Genomic DNA, 21,740 nt, shown 5'->3' with positions numbered 1-21,740 from the left:
ACCGTTGGGCGAGGCGTTCGAGGAAATCTTCGCCGAATACCGGCGTTCCCGGGAGCAGTTCCAGGAAATGCAGGCCAAGCTGCGCAAGGTCAAAGCCTCGGCGACCTCGCCCAACGGCATGGTCACCGTGACAGTCGGTCAGCAGGGCGAGATCACCGACCTCGCCTTCAACAACCGCCGTTACCGGGACATGCATCCGAAGGAACTCGGCGCCGCCGTCCTGAACACCGTCGGCGAGGCACGTAAGGCTGTAACCGCTCAACTACAGGAAATCCTCGAGCCGAATGCCCCGGCGGGGATGTCGTTGAACGACGTGTTCTCGGGCGAGGTCGGTCTCGACGCCATGCTGCCCGCCGATCTGCTCAGCCTGGACGGGTCCTCACGGTCCTCACCGGCGGGGAAATCTCCGTCCCACCGGTCACGGGAGGCGCACCCGGCCGATGACGACGGCTGGTCGAGGCGGTAGTCGTGGCCGACAGGTCCGAGGTCGACCCTGACCAGATGCACGAGCGCAGCAAGGGGTTCGCGGAGGTCGGCCAGCGCATGCGCGGCATCGCCAACGACTTCACCAAGATTACCGACGTGGACCCGAGCTGGTTCGAAGGCGAGATCGGTGAGGAGTTCAAGAAGAACTTCTCGCCCGCACGCGACGACATCATGAAGGCCCTGCACGCCCTGTCCGAGGCGTTGACCGGTATCGGCGACGGCGTTCGCTCCATGGCGAAGGGCTACGCCGGCGCCGATCAGTTCGCCAAGGACGCCGGACACCAGCTCGGCGGCTTGATGCAGCAGACCCCGAGCTCCTCGTCGGCCGCGGGGCAGCCCGGCACCGGCGGCTCCGGGCGTCATACCTAGTTCGAAAGGCAAGACCCGTGGCAATCGAGCTTCCCCCGGCGGTGGGGACCCTCTTCCGGATCCTCACCGGCGAGGAATGGCCGAAGGCCAACGAGGACAAACTGCGCGCGCTGGCCCAGCAACTCCAGCAGCTGGCAGGCGCTGTCCAGCAAGCCGGAACCGACGCCGACCAGGCGAAGGCCGGGGTGCTGGGCACCTTCTCCGGGGATGCGGCAAGCGCGTTCTCGGAGAAGCTCAAGGACCTTGGCGGGGACATCGGCCGACTCGCCGACAACAAAAGGAAACTGGCCCAGTGCGTCGAGACCATCGCACTCGAGGTCGAGTACGCCAAGTGGATGATCATCGGCCAACTGATCACGCTCGCTGCGCAGATCGCCTGGATGATCGCGGCAGCCCCGTACACCGGCGGGGCCAGCCTGGCGGGCATCGCCGCGGCCAAAGTCGCAGGCAAAACCGCCGCCAGGTTGATCACCAAAATGCTGATGCTGGCGGTCAAGGCCGCCTTCGCAGCAGCCATGGGCGCGGCGATGCAGGTCGCGATGGACGTGGCCGTGCAGACCGCTCAGTTCGCCAAGGGGACCCGCAAGGAGTGGGACGCCAAGAAGACCGGGATGGCGGCGGGCATCGGAGCCATCGGCGGCGTGATGGGCGTCGGTATTCATGGGCTCGGGTCGAAGCTCATCAAGAACTTCGACAAGAGCATCATTGCTCAGGGCCTCACCGGCGCCGCCCACGAGTGGAGTGCGGAGACGGTCGGCGTCGGCGTCATGACGGGGGAGTGGAAGCCCGCTTCGGGCTTCGCCGCCGTGGCCGGTGGTATCGAGGGCGGACTCGACGGGGTCAGCGCGAAGACGGGCATCGATGATGTCGGGATCAAAGACGTCCTCGGGATCACCAACAAGTTCAAGGGGATCTCGGACAGCTTTTCCGAGGGGGCTGATGGATCCGCTGGGTCCGGTGGGTCCGTTGGATCCGGCGGGATCGGGGGAGCGGACGGGTTCGGCAAGTCCGGTGTGGCAGGGGGTTCCGGTTCCGGGGCGGCGACGGGCCACAACTTCCACGCTTCTCCATCGGATACGAGCACGTCGACGGCTTCGGATGGCTCCGGGGTGTCGAGTTCACTGGACGACTCGGGGGCGTCGGATAAGTCCGGGCTGACGGATACGTCGACCTCGACGTCCACTTCGACCTCCACCTCGACCTCCACCTCGACCACGGACGGTGGCGGCTCGGCGAGGCCCGACACTCTGTCAGGCCACCCGGCCGGGGACACCTCGGGTGTGTCGGATATGGCATCCGACGTGTCGGACACGACTGCCGACACGATTGCCGACCCGGACCAGCGCAACACGGTGAACACCCCGGATACGGGGCACCAGGACTCCGATCCGACGGGGCAGCGGCCGGACACGGACACCCACGGTCTCGTATCGGACGAGTCCACACAGCACGCCCCGGACCGTAACCCGAACCCGGGCCTCGCCCCGGACGTGAACCGGAACCCGGACCCGAACACGCCCCAGCCGCCCGCTCACTCATCCGTAACGGACACCCCTGCCCCCCACACTCCCTCTCCCGAGCACACCCCGCCGAAGGCCTCCCACACACCGACGCCCGACGCCCCCGCGTCCCACATCTCGGACCTCAACACCCACACACCGGACCATACTTCGAACCAGACGCCCGATCCCGCCCAGCCGGGGCCCGTTCCGTCGCGCTCGGACCAGGGATCCGGCAGCCCCGCCAACCACTCTCCGGATCCCGCGACACCGGGTACCGTCTCCACGGGCGGCGCCGTGACCGCGCCCCCACCGGTCGTCACCTCGGTACCGACCGCGGACCACATTGCGCACGCCCTGGGCGTACGCTCCGGCCCCGACGCTGCTCCGCCACCCGTCCTGACACCGCAGCCGTCACCGGCCGCCACACCGCCACCGGTCACGGCCACCCCCTCCCCGCGGCCCGCCACGGCCTACGCCGGCCCCTCGCCCAATCCGTCGCTGGTACCGGGCCTCGCGGTCGCGTCGTACGTCTCCCCGCTCACCCCGGACAGCGGGGCGCACACCGGCCGGAAGAAGGGCCCCCACCCCGATCCGCACGCCGACGCCGATCCAACGGCCACGCAGACGCCCGTCAACCCGGACCCGGCACCGAAGCCTGCGCTCAAGGGCGAGCGCATCAATGGCGGTTTCTGGTTTCATGACACCAAGAATCCCGCCGCGGAACGGGCGTTCGCCCACGGTGCGCCCAAGGACCCGATCGCTTCACCGTCGTCGTGCACGGCGAGTCCACGTGCGTACATGTGGACGGGCGGAAGCTGACGGTGGCTGAATTCGCCAACGCGTTGCGCGACCTCCAGAGGGCCGGGCTCTGGGACGGCAAACAGCCGATACGTCTGAACTCGTGCTGGACCGGGTCGGGACGCAATTCCTTCGCCGAGCAGCTGGCCATCGAACTCGGCGTCGAGGTCGTCGCCCCCACACAACCGGTCTGGACACCTGCGTTGGGCGGGCCGGGCGAGCCCGTGTCCGTCGTCTCCGAGCAGGGCCTCGATGCACAGGGCAGGCCCACAGGGCGGCCGAAGGACGAGGCCACGGGCCAATGGGTGAGATTCACCCCGGAGAAGACCGATTCCGGCACGCGTATCACCCGCAAGGAAATGGGCAGCACTTTCCCGCCGCCCAGCCACACAGGCCCGCACACACAGGCCGTGAACACTCCGGTGGGCGCGGGCGCGGGCGCGGGCGCGGATGCGGACGCGGATGCGGGCGCGCTCGGATCCTGGGCCGGGGACACCCACACCCAGTCCGGAGAAACCGGGTCTGCGCATGCGGCTGCGGAGCAGGCGCCGATGCACGAGCTGGCCCGGCACGACGGACCGCTGACGGAAGTTCAACAGGAGAGCGTCAAGTCAGGGCTGGTCGACTTCTTGAACGCGGGGCAGCGCAGCGCTGCCGGGATCTTGGTCAAGATGCTGCAGGACCGGGCGGAGCATCTGCAGGGGACGGACCATCACGCAGAGGCCGTCGGACTGCATGACTGGGCGAACAGGCAGGTGGAAACGTTTGTCGAGGGGGGCCTGCTCGGCGGCCGGCAGAAGAGCGTGCCGAAGACGGTCCACTTCGTCTGGCTGGGCAAGCCGCTCGCGGACGCCGCACTGGCGAACCTGGGGGCATGGGCGGGCAGGGCCAAGGCTGCTGGGTGGGATGTCCAGATGTGGACCGACACCACGCGGCCTCCCGGGCAAGGGCCGGTCAGCACCTGGAAGCCCGAGGTGAAGAAGGCGCTCGAGGAGGCGGGAGTGACCTTCAAGGAGGTCACCACGCTGCTGCCGCCGAAGCATCCGGGCCCCAGTTCCTCGATCGTCGGCCAACTGTTCGGCGGCGGCCGCGACAAGGCTCCGCAGACCGCGCTCAACGATCCTGCGCTGGCGAAGCTGCGTGACATTTACGAGAAGGCCCGCACGAATCCCGAGGCGTTCCCGATGGCCTCGGATGTGATCCGCTACGGAATTCTGAAGGAGCATGGCGGGGTTTACGCCGACCTGGATATCGGGCCGGGGAATGTGGACTTGCCGTGGACCGCTTCGAAGATGGGTCACGAGGACGTCTCCATCCTCGGGCCGATGATCCGGGACAACAGCGCTCTGAGCAAGGACAAGCAGGAGCTCGCGGGGATCCTCGGGAAGCCGGCTGATCAGGTCACCCTTGAGGACGTGGCCCGGCACCATCTGGAAAAGGCCTCGTACGGCAACCACTTCTTCGCGGCGCCGCCGGGCTCGACATTTATTGATCACCTGATCGATGCCATCCCGTCCGCGGCCACAGAGATGGCCGCGGACGAAATGGGAGGCACCGGGGCGGCACTGACCGGGCCCAGCGGCGCGCTGGCCAAGGCGCTGGCCAGGCACATCGGTGAGTTCGGTCTCGGCGAGACCACGGCAAGGGAGGAAGCCGCTGCACTCGATCCGAAGGGGGTCTCTCAGTGGGCCCCGCTCGAGTGGATCACTCACGAGAGCGACAACCAGGAGTATGAGGCGAAGCCCATGCACTCCTGGGGACCCTCCCCAAGTTCCCAGCCGGATCCCGCATCGACAGCTCCCCAGCCCGATCCGGTATCGAGTGATGCGTCAGCGACCGGGCCCCCACCGAACACCAACGTTGAGGACCACGGGCTTCTGCAGGACTATCGGAGTGAGACGCAGGGTCCCGAAGTCCGGGCGCTTCTCGACGAACTGCTAGCTCATTCAGGGAATGTGTCATTCGAGCGGTCCGAGGGCTCGACCGGTGGCAACACCCGTTACCTGGGCGACGGGCAGTATGTGATCTCCTATGCGCGCCCTGCGGGTATGTCCCAGGACGACCATGTCGCTGTGCTCGCCCATGAGATGACGCATGTCGCGATCAACGAGGCGTATGGCTCCGACATGCTCAACTATCCAGTCCCGGCGCTCACCGATGCCGAGCGGAAGACCGTGCTGGAGGAGACGCCGGGCCGTGAGGAAGACATCCAGAACGCCCGGCTCGACAAGGTCGACCGGGGGCAGCGCAATGACTTCATCGATTTGGTCGTGAAGAACGTCGTCAGCCTCGTGTCTCATCTGCCGAAATCGGGCCTCTCCGCGGAGCGGCAGGAGGCGATCCGGACGAAGCTGGTCAACCACACGGCTCAGCGTCCCTACCATGAGTACGACGCTGTGCTCTCCCATTTGCTGACCTGGGCCGACAGGGGCGGGGCCGATCGGTCATCAGAGTTCTACCGGAGCCTGGCTGACATGGTGGCGGAGACCGCAGGCTGGCGCTCCAACGGCGCTGTCACAGTCCCCAAGGCGCCAACCAATTCGGCCCCGGCTGCGGCGCCCCCAGCGGGCGGCAGCAAAAAGAAGGGCCGCTCTTTGTGGCTCCCCTGGGGCGGGACGAGCGACCAACTCACCTCCGAACATCCGGCTGGGGCTGGCCCGGGACACACGTCTCCGGATGCGCCTGGCGCGGCATCGCCCTCAGGTACGGGACCCGCGCATCACGCTGCCGGGATTACCGAGGGACGCGGAGACCATTCTGCTGACGTCGGTGATTCTCACGCGCCTGGTATTCAGCAGGCGCCTCCGTCTGGACCGGTGCTCACCGACGAGCAGATCACCGCGATTTACGACACCCAGATGTCCGTCACCGATCAGCTGCAGAGCCAGGTCAGGGCTGCCGGCACTGATCCTGTCACGGACACGATGTCCTCGGGAGATGGCTCTACCCGGGCGGACGTGCATCACTTCGACAATGACCCGGACTGGTCGCTGAAGGAAACGGCGATTCGTGGCGCGCTGGACAAGGTGGCAGCCGCTGGGTACCGGTTGCCCGGTCAATTGGAGATTACGGTTGCTCCGCCGGGGGCGGGTGTTGCGACCCAGGTGACGCATTTGCGGGATCCGGATGGATCCCCGCATTGGCATATGTTCCTGGGGCCTCGCCTGTTCAGCAGGAACGATATGAGGGCGGACTCGGACAAGGCGGTACGGGGCGGTATGGGTCCCAAGGGGCCCAGGGGTGTCGCGAACCGGGTCGCGGACCGCAGGGAGAGCAACAGCTTTTTGCGGAATGTGGGGTTGGGTGGTCTGTCGAAGACCCCGCGTGCCCATGACGTGACTCTCGCCGAGGCGACCGTTGTGCATGAGTACGGCCATGCCATGCATACGGCTCACGATGCGACTCAGTTTTTGCGTATGCAGCATGCAAAAAAGTCGGGCACGGAGGCGGAGGGAACGAGTGTCGAATCTTCGCTTGATGTGAGTCACTACGCTGCAAACAATGGGCTGGAGTTTGTCGCGGAGGTATTCACGGCGCTGGTCTACGGGGAACAGCTTTCTGAGGCCGCGCTGGCTGATTACGAGGCATGGGGTGGTCCGTCGCAGTCATCCACGAGCTCCGGGCCGGCCATGCACGCGTGGGGCGACCCCGACAGCTCGGCGGCTGCAGATGATGCTGCCCTCTCGGCTCCGGTGCTGGATTCCCAGGGGATCAAGGAGCGTCTCAATGAACAGACGCAGGTTGCGGATTCCCAGGACCAGTTCGCAGCACATTTGGGCCGGGATCCGTTCGGTGTGCGCACAGCCCCGGACGCTCCGGACTTTCTGAAGCCGGACGGTAAGGCGTACGACTTCGGTGGTGTACACGCGGACAAGCGGGCTGCGTTGTTCGAGAAGCTCGACCTGACGCGCTCTATGCCTACCGCCGCGGAGCTGCGGCCCGATCACCTGGCGTCCTGCTCCCCGGAGAAGTTGAGCACGGGCACGAATGTGCCGGCGAGCGCAGGATGGGGTTCGAAGCAGCAGAAGATCCCGCATGTGGTGCACAGCATTTGGATGGGCGGCCCGTTGTACAGCGACGGTGGTCCGGACGGTAGCGGTGCACGCCAGGATTTCATGGACAACATCGGGAAGGCGGCGTCACACCCGAAGTTCAAGGGTTCGTTCGACTTTGTGGTGTGGACGGATGTCTCCCGTGCGGACTTTGCCCGTGTGAAGGACGTTCCGCGGGGTCGGCTCGAGGGCCGCGACAAGAAGATCGCGGAGATGCTGGATTGGGCCAAGGCGAAGGATATCCGCCTGGTAAACCTCGATGAGGTGTTCTCGCGGCAGACGCCGATGCAGCTGGATGCACCGGTGCGTACGGAGCGAGGGCGGGGGACCGGAACCGGGTATGCCGTTGCCAGTGACATGGTGCGGGTGGAGATTCTGCATCGCTTCGGCGGCATCTACACAGATGGCGACAATCACCTCGTCATCGAGAAGAACGGTGAGGATGTCACAACGGGCGCACTGGCCGATTACGTCGGCAAGGTAGCCAACGACAAGCTGGGCTTTTCCTTGTCTGTCGACCCCGAGTTGAAGAAGCTGTCGAACGCCGCAATGGTTTCCGCTGCCGGGCGTCCGGTCACCCAGGAGTACCGGGACATTCTGGAGGCCAACTATGCGAAGGACCTCGGCAACCTCCTTGCCCCCGGCGCCGAGGGGAAGCCGCTCGAGAACCTCGTCGCTGGGTACAGCAACACCAAACAGGAGACGATCCGCCGTACGGGTCCTTACGGCGGCACGTTCGAGGAGCTGGCCAAGAAGCTCAACATTCCTGAGAGTTCGTACGACAGGACCCACCGGGGCAATCTGCCGAAGCTGGATTCCGACGTCATGATCGTCAAGTCGGCACAGAGCTGGCTGGACGAGTCGGAGCGGACCGGCGAAGCCGCGCGCAGTGGCGGGGAGCCGACCACAGTGGCGCCTGTGGACGCCGAGACAGTGGTGAACACCACCAAGGCTGCCGTGGTGAACTTGCATCGCGAGCTTGCCAATCGACCAGGGGTCGCCTACTTGCCGGCGGCAGATCAGGTCATCAAGAAACTGCCGGTGAGTGATCGTCCGGCGGCCTGGAGTGCCGGGCTCGACACATTCCACGCGACCCTGGGACCGGATGCCGACAAGATTCAGAAGATATCCTCCAGCGGTATCAAACTGGCTCCTGAGGTTGCCTTTCACGCCAAGGACATATTCCCCAAGGCGACCTTCGTCCCGGCTCGGGACGAGACCTCTCTCGGATTCGTGACCGACTTCCGGGACGAGATGCAGGAAGTGCTGGATACCCGCTTCCCGAGCCGGCAGGAAGACCAGGCTGCGCCGATGCACGCGTGGGGAGACCCTGGGGCCCCGGCGGATCGGGCGCCGGCGCCCCCCTCCGGACCGGTGCTCACCGATGAGCAGATCACCGAGATCTACGACACCCAGAAGTCCGTCACCGATCAGCTGCAGAGCAATGTCCGGGCCGCCGGTACCGCTGCGCCCATCACCACCACGATGTCCGCCAGCAGCGGCTCGGCCACTGCCGACGTCCACCACTTCGGCAGCGACCCGGACTGGGCGCTGAAGGAAGCGGCGATTCAGGGTGCATTGAACAAGGTCGCCGCCGCCGGGTACCAGCTGCCCGGCCGGTTGGAGATCACGGTCAGTCCGCCGGGGGCGAATGGTGTCGCGACGCAGGTGACGCATCTGCGAGATCCGGACGGTTCTCGGCATTGGCATATGTTCCTGGGTCCTCGCCTGTTCACCAGGAACGATATGAGTCCTGGCACCGACAGCCAGGTGCGGGGCGGTACCGGGCGCATGGGTCCCAGAGGCGTCGCGAACCGGGTGGCGGACAGCAGGGTGAACAACAGCGTGTTGCGGCGGGCCGGGTTGTCCAGCCTGTCGAAAACCCCGCGCGCCCATGACGTGGCTGTCGCCGAGGCAACCGTCGTGCACGAGCTTGGGCATGCCATGCACACGGCCCATAATCCGGAACAGTTCTTGCGTATGCAGCACCACAGCAAGACCGGCACCCCGGCGCCGGGGACGAGTGTCGCGTCCGCGCCTGATGTGAGTCACTATGCCGTGAACAACGGATTGGAGTTCGTCGCCGAGGCATTCACCGCTCTGGTCTACGGCGAGCAGCTTTCGGATGCCGCGCTGGCCGATTACGTGAAATGGGGCGGTCCTTACGGGAAGGGGGACGGCCCGTCGCATAGTCCATCACAGCAGCCCGCCGGCCACGTTGGGGGAAGCGATACGGCCGGCACGGATGATGGCCGGTCGCCGGGTGAGCGGTCGGGAGGAAAAACGCCTGAGTTGGTGGGGCCGGTGGCGGATCCGGTGCGTCCGGGGCAGTGGACGCATCGGGCCGCGGGTGCGCCGGTGGCTCCGTTGCGGACGGAACGCTTCGATCCGCGGACGGATCCGATGTCCGCGGACCGCAGGCCGGGGTTCCTGGATGGTTGGGCGACGCTGATTCGTACGGGGATCAGTCGGGTTCAGGCGGATGACGGCCGGTGGGTGCGGAATCTGTCGGTGAATCTGCCCGTGCGGTTCGGTGAGGGGTTCACTGCGACGAATCTGGCGGATTTCGAGGCGCGGGCTCAGGGCCTGCTGGACGACCATGTCAACACGGGCTTCCAACTGCCCAAGTCCAAGGACCAGTTGCATGTGGACGTGAAGTTCACCGTGGATCCGGGGCATTCGGAGGCGGTGGAGTTGAGTATGTCCGCGAATCCGGGTCGGTCGGATCAGCTGCATTTCGATCTGCATGGCAGTGATGCGGATGCGGCGACGCGGAAGTCGGACGATGCGGTAGTGCTGCACGAGTTGTTGCACTACCTGGGATTGAGCGATCGGTATCAGGATGCGGATTCGCTGTTCCGCAACAATCCCGGCAAGGCGGACCGCACCGGTCTGATGGCGGATGTGTCCCGGCTGCCGGGGAACCGGATGCCGTCGCGGTATCTGACGGAGATCGAGACGGCCACGGACTCCGGTCCCGTGGTCCATGACCACCCGCTGTCGGAAGGTGCGGCCGCGACCCCGGGCCCGGTTACCGCTGAAGCAGGCAATCGACTCACGCCGGATGACGGGCCTGTGCCGCATGACCCCGCGCAGGCCCCGCGCCGAGTGCCGCCGCCCTCAGGCCCGCAGCCCCAGCAGCAGGCCACCACCAGCCCGACTCCCGGCCCCACCCCCAGTCTCACTCCCGGTCCCACCCCCAGCGCCGTTGAAACCGTTGAAGCAGTTGAACAGGCACGATTGCGACATGGCGAGGCCAAGGCGGCACTGGAACGGGTACGCGCCGAAGTGGAGTCGGCCCGGTCCGGTGACAGGGCGGCCGACCCGGGCACCCACGCCGCGCTGGTGGAGAAACTGAATTCCGCACAAGAGGACGTCGCGCAGGCGGAGTCCGCCCTGCAGTCCGCCGAAGCCGCGGCCGCTCGGACGCCGGAGACACCACGCCCCCTCGGCACATCACACATCCAGGGCCTCAAGACACTCATCCCCGACTGGCCTACGAAATCGGCGGTTCCGGGGTTCCGCCGCTCCCCAGAGCTTCAGGCCATTGACCGGGCGCTGAAGACCTGGCACGAGGACGGGGCTCAGCTCCCCGGCCTCCTGGACAAGAACGAGCGGCAGTTGCAGGACGTCAAGAAGGCGATCGAGAACTGGCACCGAGCCAAGGAGCCGCGGATCAGTCGTCGCGCGGACGCCATCGGTCAGCTGCAGGAGCAGGTCGAAGGAGCCATCGAGGAGTTCCAGGAAAAGCGCCGCGAAAGGGAACGGCAGGACGAACTGCGCGGCACTTTCGAGAAGATGCACCCGGAGCTGAAGGCGTACGCGAGCAGGGTCCGCGCGGACAAGGTCAATCCTGACGAGAATTCCGTCCACCATGCCATGACCATCGACCGCGACGAGGCCGGACGCTTGACGGAGGAGTCTCTTCGGATCCTCGACGAACTGGCACGAGGGCGGCTCGACGACCAGCGTCGGCTCGTCGGCAAGGTGAAGACCGCTCAGGGCGTCACCTCCGACGGCGTCCGCCAGATGATGGAGCAGCACGTCAACCCCGTAACGGGAAAGACCGTGTATCCCGAGCTGGCGTCCTTTCTGAGCAGCCAGAGCACATCGGCAGACCTCGTTCTCGATCAGAACCAGGAGCAGACGACGGAGAAGGTCGGGGACACGGCCATCACCGTGCATTCGGATGTCACCGACAGCCTTCGCGAAGAGCGAATCGGTCAGCTGAAAGAGGCGGTCAAGAAGGTGCAGGACGCCGGGTATGCCGTCCCGGACCTGACCGCGTACCTGCCCAAGTACGGCCGGAACCTTGAACTCTCCGTTGACGGTCGGGTGGCGGTCGCCCCGGGGCCGAAAATCGCCCGGGCCGAATACATCGCTCCGGGTTCCGTCATCACGAGTCCCGAGGGCATCGGTAACCCCCTGGGCGACAAGATCGCTGACCAGTACCGGTTCCTGTCCACCGAACTCGATGCCGACGGGACCGGCACCATGGTCCACGAACTCGGTCACTTCCTCCATTACTGCCAGAGCCGAGGCAAGTACCACGACCTCAGCTACACCGAGTTCGCGTCAGGACCAGCCAAAGCGCAAAGTCTCGCGTCGTCGGTGAGCGGCTACGCCGCCGGGAATGCCCGGGAATTCGTCGCGGAGGTCTTCCTCGGGCTGGTGTACGGCAAGCAATACGACCAGAAAGTGATGGACATGTACAAGGCACTCGGGGGCCCCAGTGCTCAGCGGTGAGACGCCCGGCGCGGGTTGGGCCAGCCCGGCCAGTCTGGCCGGCCAGACCGGCCAGACCGGCCAGACCGGCCAGACCGGACAGGTAAGCCAGGCCAGTCAGGCCAGCCAGGCCAGCCTGCCCGGACAGGACAGCCAGGTTGGCCAGACCGGGGACTGGCACGCGTTTCTGCTTCGGCTCTCCGGTCACGTCCCCGACGAGCTGACCGCGCAGGCCCGCTCCTGGCTGGCCGAAGGCCGCACACAGGACGTCGCCCGAACACTGCTCTTCGGCGTGCTGCGCCACCGGGTGCTGCCGGCCGAGAACGAGGTCGAGAGCCTCTCCGGGCTGCTCGCGGCGCACGCCCGCCCCGGCAGCATCGACCCGTCCCCGCTCGACGTCGTGGGCGTCGTGGACGGCCCCGCGTCCGAAGCCGCCGGCTCGCAGTTCGCTGCGCGAGCACCTGTTGGGGCCCGACAGCGCGCTCCTCGCCCACATCCGGGCGAGCCGCTACCGGATGCCCCGCGTCGAAGGCATGGCCGCGCACCGGGCGCTCGCCGTCCTGCGGGCGCCGGGATGACCAGCACCTACGGCTGACCGCACCCACGGGCCGACCGCACCCACGGGCCGACCGCGCCACGGCCGACCGTACCCACGGACCGACGATGAATGAGGACCCATGCACCACACAGCACCCCCGACCCGTATCGCCCGCTGGGGGCCGGCAATAGCCCTGGCCGTGGGGATGCTCGCCGTGACCCCGTACGCGGCCGCCGCCGACTCCTGTGAGATCAAGGTCTACGTCGTCAAGACGAAGGAGGAGAACGACGGCCAGAAGGAATACCTGTACGAGATCGCCGAGGAGACCCTCGGCGACGGCGAGCGCTACACCGAGATCTTCGACCTGAACGAGGGGAGGCGGCAGAAGGACGGCGGCGCCCTCTCGGATCCGGAAGAGCTCGAGCCCGGCTGGGTCCTGGAACTCCCCGACGACGCCCAGGGATCCGACGTCCAGACCAGTGAGCGGCCGGAGTGCGAGGAAGAGGCCGAGCCCGCCAAGCCCCGCCCCGAGTCGAAGTCCGGGCCTCAGCCCTCCCGCGAGGCCACCGCGGAACCGGTCAGGACTCCGAAGGCCACGGCAACCGCAACACGGACCGTCACACCGACCCCGAGCCGGACCCCCGCCAAGGCCACGGAGAAGCCCGTGGCCGCGGCACCTCCCACCACCCCGGCATCCGCCGACTCCACCGAGACCACCGCTTCCGGCTCGTCGGCCATCTCCCCGACCGTCGGCGCGGCGCTCGCGCTCGTCCTGCTCTTCGCGCTCCTGGGCGGTGCGGTGCTGATGCGCCGCCGGCGGCCGGCGTACGCGGGCACGGCAGCCGGCCGGGGCGCCACTCCGCGGCACCCGCGGTCGTACGGGTCGTCGTCGCCCGATGCCGAACGGGCGGCGTACGAGCCGGATTCCGACGACACGGCGGGCCCGGACCGGGACGACCCGGACCAGGAGGACCGGGGCCAGGAGGACCCGCATCCGGAGGTCCTGGCACAGCAGGCTCTGGATCTCGCGGCGCCGGACGACGACGACCGGCAGGTCGCGGGTCTGGTCGACCGCGCGCTGCGCTCACTGTCCGCGGCGGCCCGGACGAACGGCGCTCCCCTTCCGCTCCCGCACATCGTGACCGTCTCGCCGGACAGCGTGACGCTGCGCCTGCCCGGCGCGGGCGCGCGGCTCCCCGAGCCCTGGCGGGTCCGCGCCGACGGCGCTTCATGGAGCGCGCCCCGCACGGCCGTTGCCGGTCTCGGCGCTACGGGTGCGGGTGCGGCGGGTGCGGGTTCTGCCGGAGCCGCGGCGCGCCCGCAGCCGGTGCTGGTCACCCTCGGCGAGCAGGACGGCAGCCGCGTACTGGTCGATCTGAGCCGGGCGTCCGGCATCGTCTGCCTCGACGGCCACGAGCCCATGGTGCGTGCCCTGACCGGCGCCTTCATCGACGAACTCGCCACCGCCCCGTGGGCCGCTAACGCCCTCGTCGTCCAGGCCGGCTTCGGCGAGGACCCGCCTGCCGAGTCCGGAGGCCGCGTCGCCACGGCCGACACGCTCGAGGACGCGCTGACCATGCTGGACCCCTACGCCGGTATGTCCGCCGCGACTCCCTTCGGCGACGAGGACGGAGGGCCGGCGGACCACGGCGTCCTGGTGCTGGCAGACATCCCGACGGGTGAGGCGGCGGCACGGCTGGCAGCTCTCGCCGCGGACCGGGACCGGGGCTGTACGGTCCTGGTGCTCGGCAGCGTGCCCGGCACGCGGTGGCACCTGAGGGCCGATCCGAACGGCATCCTCGACGTCGAGGCCCTCGACCTCCGCGTGGACGCCGCGTCCCGGCTTACGCGGTAAGGGCTCACGGGGGTAAGGGCGCACGCGGTCAGGAGGGCAGCGCGCGCCGGCTGCGGACGGGTCAGCCCAGTTCTTCCCGAAGGATGTCCCGCAGCCGGCGCGCCTCGTCACCGGCCCCGAGCCCCTCGCACAGGCGGAGCGACTCCAGCCGGTGAGCCTTCGCGGCGCCCAGTTCGCCGAGATCGTCGTCGACCGCGGCAAGGGCGTGCAGGGCGCGCGCGTGCTCCAGCCGCTCCCCGGACTCCTCGAACAGGGCGAGTGCGTCCTGGAGTTGGCTCCGCGCCGTGGCGGCGTCGCCGAGCCGGTGCGTGGCGACGGCCTGGGCGAATACGGCTCTGCCTTCCTGCCAGTGCTCACCGACGGCGCGAAAGCACTGGCCGGCCCTGCGGTACGCATCGGCGGCCTCCTGCCAGCGGCACAGCGCGGCGAGGCTCTCCCCGATGCGTTGGTGGCCCAGGCCCTGTGACCCCACCACGTGAGACGTCGGCAGTCCGGCAGGCGGGTCTTCGTAGAAGGCCAGGAACTCCCGGTGAAGCTCAAGGGCCTCGTCGAAACGCTCCAGGGCGGCCAGCGCCCGGGCGAGCTGGCCCTGCGCGTACCGCTTCCCCACGTGATAGCCGTCGCCCTCGACTTCCTGGAAGAGCGCGATGGCCTGACGGGAGTGTTCGAGCCCTTCCTGGGGCCGCCCCATGCGGCGCAGGACCGCGGCGATGTAGCCGAGAGCCCACGCCTCCTGGCCGCGGTCACCGATCTCGCGGGCGAGGGCCAGCGCCCGGGTGTGCGCATCGAGCCCTTCGTGGAGACGTCCCTGGCAGAAGAAGAGTGACCAGCCGAGGTAGTTGAGCTGTACGGCCTCGTCCTCGCGACTCCCGACAGCGCGGGCGGCCTCGGCGGCCATGCCGTACAGCTCGTGCCACGGCTGGGCCTGCAGCCGGACGTCGGAGTACCACGTCAGTGCGTCGGAGAGGGCGATCACTTCCCGGTGGCGTCCGGCGCGGGCGGCCTGGTGGGCAGCGAGGAGGACGTTGGTGATCTCGTCGTCCAGCCACTCCTCGGCCTCCCGGTGGCCGGCCCCCGGGGATTCTTCGGGCAGGGGCCCGGCCGGGTCCGTCTGCGCAGGGGCTTCTGGGTCGAAGAACCGGCCTGCGGTGGTCGCTGTGCGCAGGAGCCAGGTGATCATCTCCTGGGCGGCGGCGTCGCGTTCGGCTTCGGTTTCCTCTTCGGTGAGGCGTTCGCGGGCGAAGAGCCGCATGAGGTCGTGGAAGCGGTAGCGGCCTTCGCGCGGTGCCTGCTGGATGAGGTTGGCTTCGACGAGTTTGTCGATGACTTCCTCGGCGGTGAGCGGGTCGGTTCCGGCGGCCGCGGCGGCAAGCGATGGTGACCAGTCGGGTCCTGGTACGAGGGAGGCGCGGCGGAAGAGGCGCTTGCCGGTGGTGTCGAGTTGGCGGTGGGAGAGGGTGAAGGCGGCGCGGACCTGGATGTCGCCGGCGGTCAGTGCGGCCATCCGTCGCTGCTCACTGCGTAGTTGGCGGGCGAGGTGTCGTACGGTCCAGGCGGGACGGGAGGCCAGGCGGTTGCCGACGATGCGCAGGGCCAGGGGCAGTTGTCCGCACAGTTCGGCGACTTCGGCGGTGGCTTCGGGCTCGGCTGCCACGCGCTCCTGACCCACGATCCGGGCCAGAAGCGCGATGCCGTCGGGCCGGCTGAGGACTTCCAGCGATTTGCGGTGGGCGGCGTCGAGGCCGGTGAGCAGTTGGCGGCTGGTGACGAGCACCAGGCTTCCGTCCCCGCCGGGGAGCAGGGGGCGGACCTGGGCCTCGTTCGCGGCGTTGTCCAGCACGACCAGGACGCGGCGGTCCTCCAGCAACGACCGGTAGAGGCTGGCGCGCTCCTCCAGCGGACCGGGGATGTCGCGGTGGCCGATGCCCAGGGCGCGCAGCATGCGGTCCAGGGCTTCGGCCGGGTCCAGCGGCCGTTCGTCCATCCCACGCAGGTCGATGAAGCAGTGGCCGTCGGGGAAGCGATCCCGCAGCCGATGGGCCGCGGCGACCGTGAAGCTGGTCTTGCCGATGCCCCCGAGGCCGGAGATGATCACGGTCCGCGTTCCCCGCTGCGGGTCCCCGGCCGCCGCATCCGGGACGCGCTCCAGCTCGGCGATCTCGGATTCTCGGCCGGTCAGGTCGTCGACCGCCGGGGGCAGCGCGCAGAGCTCCAGGCCCCGCACGCCTGGTGCGTCCTGCGGTACGTCCCGTACGTCCTGCTCCACTGCCCGTTCGGCATCGTCCCGTACGCCCTGCTGTTCTGCGGCGTCATGGCCGGAGGAAACAAGGCCCGGACCCCCCGGACCCAGCGTGGCGGTGTCGTGCCGCAGGATCGCCACCTGCAGGTCGCGCAGCGCGGGGCCGGGCTCGAGCCCGAGGTCGTCGGCGAGGAGCGCGCGGATCTTCTCGTACCGGGTGAGCGCTTCGGCGGGTCGGCCGGCCAGGTACAGCGCCCGTATCAGCGCCAGCCATGCCGCCTCGCGCAGCGGGTTGCTCTCGATGAGTTCCTCGGCCTCGGCGGCGGCCTGGTCGTGCCGGCCCATCGCCATCAGTGCGGCCAGGCGCAGTTCCCGGGCGGCGAGCAGGGCTTCTCCGAGCCGGGCGATCTCCGGTGCGGCGAAGGAGAGATCCGCCACATCGGCCAGGGCCGGGCCGCGCCACAGGGCGAAGGCCTTTTTCAGTTCCGGCAGCGACTGGTCCGGGTGGCCGAGGGAGAGCAGGCGGCGGGCGGTTTCCACGTGCTGCTCGAAGCGCACGGTGTCGCGCGCCTCTGCGGGTACGCGCAGCGCGTAGCCGGGTGGTTCGCGGACCAGGACGGTGGCCGGGGCGCGGCGGTCCCGCTCCGGTTCAAGGACGGCGCGCAGCCTGCTGACGTGCGCCTGGACGGTGGAGAGCGCGCCGGACGACGAGTCGTTTCCTTCCCATATGTCCTCGCACAGGCGGTCCACGTGCACCGGCCGGTCGTGCTCCAGCAGCAGCCTGATCAGCAGCGCGCGCCGTTTCGGTGGCCCGACGTCGAGCGCCGACCCGGCCTGCAGGATCTCCAGCGGGCCCAGCACGTTGAACTGTATTCGCGGGCCGTCTGTGCCCATGGAACTTTGCCTCTCCCGTGAATTCGGCGACTGACAACTAAGCACGGGTGGGCTGTCAAGAGCACGGGGAACACGCCGTCGCGGCAGTGACCCGCGACTTGCCACGGGCGCAACCAGACCGCAAGCCCTCCGCAGGAACGGTCACCGACCGTCGAGAGGCGCTGCGACCCAGATGCCTGGCGCAGCCACATGGCACAAAACCATCGATGAACGAGGACCACAACCCCATGAGCTGCACTCCAGCGCTGGAAGAGCCGGTTGAGACGGGTGAGGAGCGTGCGTTGGCTCCCGCCGCCCCCTCACCCTGCGTATCTACGCGCGTATCCCGCGTATCCGGGAGGGCCGGATTCGAGCAAGGGATACCCGGACGGGTGCGGTCCGCACAGGGGCATCGGCCTCGGGACGAGGTCTTCATCCGCGCGCTGTACGAGACACACGGTGACGTCCTGCTCCGTTTCGCGTCGCGGCTGCTCGGCGGTGACACGCACCGGGCCGAGGACGTCGTGCAGGAGACGCTGCTGAGGGCCTGGCGGCACTCGGGGGCGCTGGATCCGACGGTCGAGACGGTGCGGCCGTGGCTGTTCACGGTGGTCCGGAACCTGGTGATCGACGGGTACCGGGCGCGGGAGATCCGGCCGGCGGAGTTCCCCGTGTCCATGCTGCTGGAGCACGCGGTCCCGGACGAGTGCGAGCGGGCGCTCACCGCGCAGATCGTGGCGGAGGCCATGGCGGACCTCGCCCAGCACCACCGCGAGGTGCTGGTGCACGTTCACTACCTGGGCCGCAGCACCGCCAGAACTGCGAAGGAGCTGAACATCCCGCCGGGGACGGTCAAGTCCCGTACGTACTACGCCATGCGGGCGCTGCGCTGCGCACTCGAAGCCCGCGGCGTGACGGCCTGAACCGGGGCGTCCGCCGGGGGCCGTGCGGCGGGGCCGTACGGCGGAGGCCGTGCGGCGGCCGCGCGGATTCACGCGCCGGACGCGTGGGCCGCGGCGTCCGGCACGCCGAGCAGAGCGAGGTAGATGTAGAGCACCGTGCCCTCCAGGGCGGGGACTTCGGCGGCTCGCCCGTCCCGCAGACACCGGCCGACGGCTTCGTGTGCGGCGTCCGCCGCGGCCAGATAGGCGGCTTCGGGGACGGGCCGGCGGTGCGGGAACTTGGCGTGCCACGCGCGCGTGGTCTCGGCGAACCAGAGGCGGCAGGAGGCCTGGTGCTCCAGGGCGCGCCCGCCGGCGGTGACGGTTTCCAGGAAGAAGGCCCTGGCGAATTCGGGCTCTTCGGCGATCAGTCCGAGAAAGGCCCGGATCGAGGCGCGCAGTGTCGCGATGGGGTCGAGGGACTGCGCGGCGGACCGGGCGAACGAAGCCTCAAGTCGCTTGATCATCAGGTCCCGACCGGTGTCCGAAGCGGCCGCGAAGCACTCCTCCTTGTCGGCGAAGTGCTCGTAGAAGGTCTTGCGGGACACGCCTGCCCGTGACGTGACATCGGTCACGGTCGTTGCGGCGTAACCCTTTTCGGACACCACGGCCGTGATCGCGTAGATCAGACGCTGGCGCTGTGAACCCGCGACGAGCTCCGGCGCGAGGCCGTGCGGTCCGCGCGGAAGGTCGGTCAGGCTCGGCTGCAGGAGTGACCGGATGGGCTCTTCCATGGTGAGACGAGTCTGGTACATGTGATGAACGCGCGCGTTTCTGGCTGGCCGTCATCCCGCAACATCTCCGCTGCATTCCCGCGACATCCCGCGACCGAGCAGGAGCTCACCGTATGAGGAAACGGACCGCATTACTCGCAGCCGCCGCCCTGACGCTGGCCTCGGGGGCGAGCGTGAACGCCGCCGCCGACGCCCGGGCGGCTCAGGCGGCGACCACACCCACGGACATCACCGTCAATGCCACGGCGGACGCGGTGGACGCCGATCCGTCCGACGGTGTGTGCCGCACCGCCGCCGGAACCTGCACCCTCCGCGCCGCGGTGATGGCGGCCAACTCCCGGCCCGGCAGCACGATCGTGCTGCCCGCGGGCCGGTACCGGCTGACCATTCCGCCCAACCCGCTGCTCATCATCGGCTCGCACCCCGATCCCACCACCGGCGACCTGAACGTCAACGCGCCGACCACGATCCGGGGCGCCGGAGCGCGCGCCACGGTCATCGACGCCGACGGCACCGACCGGGCCTTCCGTATGCGAGCCGACACCACCCTGTCCGATCTCACCATCACGGGCGGAGTCGCCAAGCAGCGCGAGGTGCCCATCACCGACACCGGTGGCGGCGGCATCGCGAACGCCAAGAGCATGACGCTCGTACGGGTCGCGGTGACCGGCAACTCCGCCGGCTACGGCGGCGGCATCTTCAACGTCCCCAACTCCCACCTGAATCTGATCGACAGCGCCGTCACCGGCAACACCGCGGGCGAGGCCGGAGGCATCAGGTTCGACGACAGCGGCACGGTGACCAACTCGACGATCGCCGGCAATCAGGTCACCGACCCGGGCGACCGCCCCGGCAGCCTGGGCGGTTACGGCGGCGGTATCGACATCCGCGGCCTCGGGCGCGTACAGATCGTCAACTCCACCGTCACCGGCAACAGTGCGACCGACGGCGGCGGCGGGATCAATATCGCCCCCGCTTATCTCGACAGCCTGCCGTCGCCCGTCACCGACATCATCAACCTGCCGCTGGGGCATGTGACGTTGAAGAACACCATCGTCGCCGGGAACGTCACGGACGGGAGCGGACGTGGGCGGGCGGCCGGTGAGTGCACGAAGGCGTTCGCGAAGATCGAGTCGCGCGGCCACAACCTCGACAGCGACAACAGCTGCGGGCTCACCGCCTCGGGGGACCTTCCTCGCCGCGATCCGGGCCTCGGGCCGCTCGCCGACCACGGCGGTCCTACGGACACGGTGGCGCTCCGGCCGGACAGTCCTGCCCTCGACGCCGCCGCCGACTGCCCCGCCGCGGACCAGCGCGGGATCGCCAGGCCGCAGGGACCCGCGTGTGACATCGGCGCGTACGAGCTGAAGCGGAGCTGAGGGGGCGCGGGCGGGCCCGGGCGAGGGGTCGGGCGAGGGACCGGGCGAGGGGTCGGCTCAGGGGCCGGCCCGGGGCCCTTGCCTGGATCGGGTCGAGAGAGTAGCTTCGGCCCGATCCATACCGACCAGTCGGTGTGCCCCGCACCGGCACCCGCACCCGGGCCCGCACCGGGCCCGACCCCGGGTCCGTCCGCCCGCCCACGACAGCTGAGGAGCCGCTCGTATGAGCCGCATCAACCACCAGTTCCGCCTGGCAGCACGTCCGGTGGGGCTTCCCAGGCCGAGCGACTGGGACCGGGTCGAGGAGCCGGTCGGCGAGCCGGGCGACGGCGAGCTGCTGGTGCAGAACCTCTACCTGTCGCTCGACCCGGCGATGCGCGGCTGGATGAACGACGCCAAGTCCTACATCGCGCCGGTGAAGATCGGGGCGGTGATGCGAGCGGTCGCGGTCGGGCGGGTCATCGCCTCCCGCCACGAGGGCTTCGCCGTCGGTGACCACGTGACGGGCATGTTCGGCGTGCAGGAGTACGCCCTGTCCGACGGGCGTGGCGTCACGAAGGTCGATCCCGCTCTCGCGCCGCTCCCCATGTATCTCGGAACCCTCGGCGGGACCGGCATGACGGCGTACTTCGGACTGACCGACGTCGGCCGCCCGCAGCCCGGCCAGACCGTCGTGGTGTCCGGCGCGGCCGGCGCGGTCGGCAGTGTCGTGGGACAGGTAGCCAAGATCCTGGGCTGCCGCGTCGTCGGGATCGCCGGTGGCGAGGCCAAGTGCCGGATGCTCGAGGACGAGCTGGGCTTCGACGCGGCGATCGACTACAAGACCCAGGACGTCCGGAAGGCTCTGCGTGAGGCCGCGCCGGACGGCGTGGACGTCTACTTCGACAACGTCGGCGGCGACATCCTCGACGCGGTGCTGACCCGGCTGGCGCGCGGCGCGCGCATCGTCATCTGCGGCGCGATCTCCCAGTACAACAACGTCGAGTCGGTCAAGGGCCCGGCCAACTACATGTCGCTGCTGGTCAATCGGGCCTCGATGACCGGGATGGTGGTCTTCGACTACGCCGACCGTTTCGGGGAGGGCATCGCCCGCCTGGCCGAGTGGCTGGCGGAGGGCCGGATCCGGTCGGTGGAGGACGTCGTCGATGGCGGCGTCGACGCCTTCCACGACACTCTGCTGCGGCTGTTCCGCGGCGAGAACACGGGCAAGCTGGTGCTCAAGATCGCCGACTAGGGGTCGCACATCGCC

Annotated in this window: 11 protein-coding genes; 9 read left to right on the top strand and 2 right to left on the bottom strand. The window is 68.8% G+C overall.

Annotated features, from left to right (window positions below; translation table 11 throughout):
* Window positions 1–4 precede the first annotated feature (4 nt).
* The 6 genes from ACTWQC_RS21100 to ACTWQC_RS21075 all read left to right on the top strand — a co-directional run bounded on the left by ACTWQC_RS21100 (window position 5) and on the right by ACTWQC_RS21075 (window position 14,325).
* A complete protein-coding gene (locus tag ACTWQC_RS21100; protein WP_443317313.1) occupies window positions 5–466 on the top strand; it encodes a YbaB/EbfC family nucleoid-associated protein in 462 nt (153 codons plus the stop codon).
* A gap of 2 nt (window positions 467–468) precedes the next feature.
* Window positions 469–855, top strand: coding sequence for a WXG100 family type VII secretion target (locus tag ACTWQC_RS21095; RefSeq protein WP_443317312.1), 387 nt, complete (start codon window positions 469–471; stop codon window positions 853–855).
* A 17-nt stretch (window positions 856–872) separates the two neighbouring features.
* On the top strand, window positions 873–3,176 hold the full coding sequence (locus tag ACTWQC_RS21090) for a WXG100-like domain-containing protein (protein WP_443317311.1): 2,304 nt from the start codon (window positions 873–875) through the stop codon (window positions 3,174–3,176).
* Window positions 3,177–3,178: 2 nt separating this feature from the next.
* Window positions 3,179–11,953 carry a glycosyltransferase gene (locus tag ACTWQC_RS21085; protein ID WP_443317310.1) on the top strand — a complete coding sequence of 2,925 codons (8,775 nt, stop codon included), beginning with the start codon at window positions 3,179–3,181 and terminating at the stop codon, window positions 11,951–11,953.
* A complete protein-coding gene (locus ACTWQC_RS21080; RefSeq protein WP_443317309.1) occupies window positions 11,940–12,527 on the top strand; it encodes a hypothetical protein in 588 nt (195 codons plus the stop codon). The genes ACTWQC_RS21085 and ACTWQC_RS21080 overlap by 14 nt, the downstream gene beginning before the upstream one ends.
* 82 nt (window positions 12,528–12,609) lie before the next feature.
* Window positions 12,610–14,325: a hypothetical protein gene (locus tag ACTWQC_RS21075; RefSeq protein WP_443317308.1), complete on the top strand. Its 1,716-nt coding sequence runs from the start codon at window positions 12,610–12,612 to the stop codon at window positions 14,323–14,325.
* A 61-nt stretch (window positions 14,326–14,386) separates the two neighbouring features.
* Here ACTWQC_RS21075 and ACTWQC_RS21070 read toward each other — a convergent pair whose 3' ends face one another.
* The gene (locus ACTWQC_RS21070; protein WP_443317307.1) at window positions 14,387–17,458 is read right to left on the bottom strand and encodes an AfsR/SARP family transcriptional regulator; all 3,072 of its coding nucleotides are present in this window, start codon (window positions 17,456–17,458) and stop codon (window positions 14,387–14,389) included.
* Window positions 17,459–17,829: 371 nt separating this feature from the next.
* On the opposite strand from ACTWQC_RS21070, the gene ACTWQC_RS21065 reads away from it, so the two are divergent.
* Complete coding sequence (locus ACTWQC_RS21065) at window positions 17,830–18,360, top strand: sigma-70 family RNA polymerase sigma factor (RefSeq protein WP_443317306.1); 531 nt, start codon at window positions 17,830–17,832, stop codon at window positions 18,358–18,360.
* Window positions 18,361–18,428: 68 nt separating this feature from the next.
* Here ACTWQC_RS21065 and ACTWQC_RS21060 read toward each other — a convergent pair whose 3' ends face one another.
* Window positions 18,429–19,133: a TetR/AcrR family transcriptional regulator gene (locus ACTWQC_RS21060; RefSeq protein ID WP_443317305.1), complete on the bottom strand. Its 705-nt coding sequence runs from the start codon at window positions 19,131–19,133 to the stop codon at window positions 18,429–18,431.
* 92 nt (window positions 19,134–19,225) lie between these two features.
* Between ACTWQC_RS21060 and ACTWQC_RS21055 the strand changes: the two genes are divergently transcribed.
* Entirely contained in the window at window positions 19,226–20,491 is a 1,266-nt protein-coding gene (locus ACTWQC_RS21055; RefSeq protein WP_443317304.1) for a choice-of-anchor Q domain-containing protein, read from the top strand.
* 223 nt (window positions 20,492–20,714) lie between these two features.
* Window positions 20,715–21,725: an NADP-dependent oxidoreductase gene (locus tag ACTWQC_RS21050; protein ID WP_443317303.1), complete on the top strand. Its 1,011-nt coding sequence runs from the start codon at window positions 20,715–20,717 to the stop codon at window positions 21,723–21,725.
* The last annotated feature ends 15 nt before the right edge of the window (window positions 21,726–21,740 follow it).

The organism is Streptomyces sp. 8N616, assembly GCF_052246385.1.
Taxonomy (GTDB): Bacteria; Actinomycetota; Actinomycetes; order Streptomycetales; family Streptomycetaceae; genus Streptomyces.
This window is presented reverse-complemented; position numbering and strand designations above follow the sequence as displayed.

What these genes read in the sequence shown, in the direction of transcription:
- ACTWQC_RS21075 (WP_443317308.1), top strand. Translation starts at nt 12,610, where the DNA reads ATGCACCACACAGCACCCCCGACCCGTATCGCCCGCTGGGGGCCGGCA.
- ACTWQC_RS21070 (WP_443317307.1), bottom strand. Translation starts at nt 17,458, where the DNA reads ATGGGCACAGACGGCCCGCGAATACAGTTCAACGTGCTGGGCCCGCTG.
- ACTWQC_RS21060 (WP_443317305.1), bottom strand. Translation starts at nt 19,133, where the DNA reads ATGTACCAGACTCGTCTCACCATGGAAGAGCCCATCCGGTCACTCCTG.
- ACTWQC_RS21055 (WP_443317304.1), top strand. Translation starts at nt 19,226, where the DNA reads ATGAGGAAACGGACCGCATTACTCGCAGCCGCCGCCCTGACGCTGGCC.
- ACTWQC_RS21050 (WP_443317303.1), top strand. Translation starts at nt 20,715, where the DNA reads ATGAGCCGCATCAACCACCAGTTCCGCCTGGCAGCACGTCCGGTGGGG.